The 3,508-nt window shown below is 48.2% G+C and carries 3 protein-coding genes; 1 reads left to right on the forward strand and 2 read right to left on the reverse strand.

The annotated features are described in order from the left end of the window. Positions 1-371 precede the first annotated feature (371 nt). Together ACTF5Z_RS10125 and ACTF5Z_RS10130 are read right to left on the reverse strand one after the other, a co-directional pair. Positions 372-2,045: a glycoside hydrolase family 43 protein gene (locus tag ACTF5Z_RS10125; RefSeq protein WP_438985524.1), complete on the reverse strand. Its 1,674-nt coding sequence runs from the start codon at positions 2,043-2,045 to the stop codon at positions 372-374. An 83-nt stretch (positions 2,046-2,128) separates the two neighbouring features. Beyond that, positions 2,129-2,848, reverse strand: coding sequence for an NUDIX hydrolase (locus ACTF5Z_RS10130; protein WP_438985525.1), 720 nt, complete (start codon positions 2,846-2,848; stop codon positions 2,129-2,131). A gap of 247 nt (positions 2,849-3,095) precedes the next feature. Between ACTF5Z_RS10130 and ACTF5Z_RS10135 the strand changes: the two genes are divergently transcribed. After that, the coding region (locus ACTF5Z_RS10135) for a Crp/Fnr family transcriptional regulator (RefSeq protein ID WP_438985526.1) at positions 3,096-3,508 on the forward strand (413 nt) is incomplete at its 3' end.

The raw sequence follows: 3,508 nt of genomic DNA on the forward strand, positions 1-3,508 counted from the left end.
ACCTGAAGCCGTCTCGCTGTAGGCCAGCAGGAAAGGATAGGTCTTTTTGCCGATTACCTCATCTTTGAGTACTTTATTCGTTAGGTCTCCGGCCTGATCCTGCGATGAGCAGGCTACAATGAGAGCAGGTATCAACGCGATACCGATTACTTTCCGCAGATGACTAAGACATTTTGAGTTGATGATAGCGATCGTCATAGTTTATTTTCCTGGCCCGTTTTTTTTGCAATTGTGGGCCATGCCTGCCTCCCAAATGCTAGTCAAAAAAGCCGAAGTTTAGTTAACACAAAGAAACCCGATAATTAACCTCGCGCTCCGGCTACGCTGTATTCAGGCATTGCACAATGGCACACTTCAAACCACCTACCTTGTTACAATCGAGGCCTAGGGGCGTACTTTACCCAGTCGAAGTCGGCAAAATCCGCGAATTGATTCCCCTGACTTAGGGCAAACAAACCGAGGTAGGCTCCTGTATAGCCCTGGCTGATAAACTTGTCACCTGGCACAGAGGCCACCTCGACCCAAGTTTTCCCCTCATCTAGCGAATAGGCAAGAGCATAGGAGGACTTACCCGAGTCAATTCGAAGCTGGATTCGCCCCCGATAGTCTTTAAGCTCAAGGCTTTTAAGATCTTTCTCTTGCTCTGATCGAGCCTCTCGCACATGAACAGCAAGCTGATAACCACCGGCCCTTTGCTCTACTGTGAATCTCATATAATTATCGTCTTTCTGGAACAGAGTTATTCCTGCTTGGGAGCCTTCATGAAGCGGCTCAAATTGCATCTGAGCACTGTACTCAAAATCGGTTTCGGTTTGCCTAATACCCATCAAACTGGCTCGACCACGATTACGAGGTAACGCCTCATCAGCATAGAGTCTTAGAAAACCCTCGCGGGCTTGTAGTGAGAACAAATCGGGTTTTGGAACCCGTCTAAAGTTCCAGTCGAGTTTTAAGTCCGCTTGGTCAAAATTGTCAACAAACGTGGAAGGCTTGTTCTGGCTTGTCCCGGGAAAGGGACTGGGGTTTTGTCTTTCTACGCGACCACTCGAAGGGGCAAAAACTGGCCATGTCAGCTTTTCAGCTTTCCATTCGTAAGGCTCCTGCTCCCAAAGTACGGGGATCAAGTGCGATTCTCTACCCATGTTTGAGCGTCGAGCAATATCGTTGCGAATACCCAGGGCAACAGCAAACCAACGGCCATCTTCCAGCTCCACCAGATCGGCGTGTCCGGTGCTGTTGACCCAGTTGTCATAGCTTAGATGACGTGACGTTAAAATTGGATTGCGGCTATTGCCCATATAGGGGCCAGTAAGAGAATCGCTGGACGCGACGGTTACTGCGTGATCAAAGCTGGTACCGCCCTCGGCGATCAATAGATAGTAACGACCGTCTTTTTTGTAGATGTGCGGACCCTCTGCCCAAATCGCACCTTTTAGAGCACCGCGCCATAAAAAATAGCGTTCTCCGATCAGCTTCCATTCCGTTGGATCAAGCTGTTGCAACCAAATCTCACCCTCGCCTTGAAAGGCAGGATTTTCTGGGGCGTGATTACCCACATACCAAACCGTTCCGTCACTCTCGAAAAACAAATCAGGGTCGATACCAGGCGCGCCCTTAATAACATGCGGTTGTGACCAAGGACCCGCCGGATCATCCGCTGTGATCACAAAATTGACCATTTGAGTCGGCACACCGGGCTCAGGAGGAGAATAAACATTAGTCGTGATGATGTAGTAGCGATCGTTATGACAGCGGATTGAGGGCGCATGGATACCGCCGTCAGACTGAACGTCCACTAAATTCACTGCTGAACTAGCTTGGTCCGGGCGATGCAATCCATAGCCGATAAGTTCCCAATTGATTAGATCTTTGCTGTGGTGAATGGGTAACCCAGGGAAATATTCAAACGAGGAGTTTACGACATAAAAATCTTCACCCTTTCGGCAAATACTTGGGTCTGGATAGCCGCCGCGTAAAATCGGGTTGGTGAACCCGGCATCGCTGGCATTCACAGCTCCATTCAGCGTTGTACTCAAAAATGCCATTAACAAGTACCTGATCCGTTTTGAGCCGCGCGTTTTACGGTTTTTCATTATCGCCATTTTCAGCATTGCGTTACCTCGATTGCTTACACCAACGATTGAACTGGAAACCCATGATCGACCAGTTCGTCATAGGCAGATTGATTTAACCGATAGAAAGTGGCCGCTCGATGAGCCACACCTGTCTGTTTTTCATCACACGGTAGTAAAAGACCTGACCGCAATACCTTGCGTCTGAAATTTCCCTTATCCAGCTGCACACCAAGGACTGCCTCATAAAGATTCTGCAGATCCAGCAGCGTGAATTTTTGCGGTAACAGCTTGAGCCCAATTGGCCGGTATCTAACTTCTCGGCGCAGATGTGTTAGAGCCTCTGCCAAAATTTCATTGTGGTCATAAACCAGCTCACTGACCTCGCCGATCGTGTGCCAATTGACGTCTTCTTCTTGAGTCACTAACTGATAACTGTCTGCACTGACGAGCGCGTAATAGGCAACTGTTATCACGCGCTCACCCGGGAAACGGTCGACTTTGCCAAATGTTTTCAACTGCTCGAGATAGAGATCAGCAATCCCTGTAAGCTCTTTTAGCAACCTTGATGCAGCGCTGCGCAGATGTTCGTCGTAGCGGATCCAACCGCCAGGCAAAGCCCACTTTCCCTCATGTCTGGGATCGCGCTGACGCACCAACAAGACCTTTAACTGCTTATGGTCCAGACCAAAAATAACGTTGTCTATAGACAGCGCTTGGATCTCATTCCATGAGCTACTGGGGCGATTCAATTGTGCAGAGTTTTTTAAAGGCATAAGTGGCACGAGCCACCCAGATAATTATAGTCAATTTAACTATAAGTTAGCGTGTTTAAGATTTGTAGGCAAGCGTTAATTTTCAGTCCTCAGGCTAACAGGCTAACTCTGCTCTGGGTGTCAGTTGCTAGCTGCGGACCTTTCAACCTCATAAAACATGACGAATAATCCCTATCATTGCTCGTAAAATAAGTTACAGTGTCGGCAGTTGCTCTTCAGCAATGGCGAAGCCAGAAAAGAGGTTTACGTGGATAACAAAGTCACTATTCGATCATTTATTCAGAAATCGAACTGGTTTAATGACATTCCCGAATATCTGCTCGATGAGCTTGTCAGTGTATCGAAAATCATTGAGCTGCCAGCCAATTATTATGTTTGGACACTTGGAGAGCAAACCTCATCGGTCTACGGCGTACTGTCAGGGTGCGTGCGAACCGCCATTTCGAGCACTATGGGACATGAATTTGCCATTAATGATTGCGATATGGGAGCCTGGCTAGGTGCGCCTTGCTTAGTCACTGACGGTGGCCGGGTTATAGAAGCAAAAACCCTGACAGCGACATCATTAATCGTTATCCGTCGCCAATATATGCTGTCACTTGCAGACAGATGGCCCCTGCTTTACCGAAATCTCATGCGCCACAATGTGGAGGAGAGCCG

The sequence above is a fragment of the Aequoribacter sp. genome, assembly GCF_965659035.1.
GTDB lineage: Bacteria > Pseudomonadota > Gammaproteobacteria > Pseudomonadales > Halieaceae > Aequoribacter.

Excerpts from the sequence above, each read along its gene's own strand:
- ACTF5Z_RS10130 (WP_438985525.1), bottom strand. The coding sequence starts at position 2,848 with ATGCCTTTAAAAAACTCTGCACAATTGAATCGCCCCAGTAGCTCATGG.
- ACTF5Z_RS10125 (WP_438985524.1), bottom strand. The coding sequence starts at position 2,045 with ATGGCATTTTTGAGTACAACGCTGAATGGAGCTGTGAATGCCAGCGAT.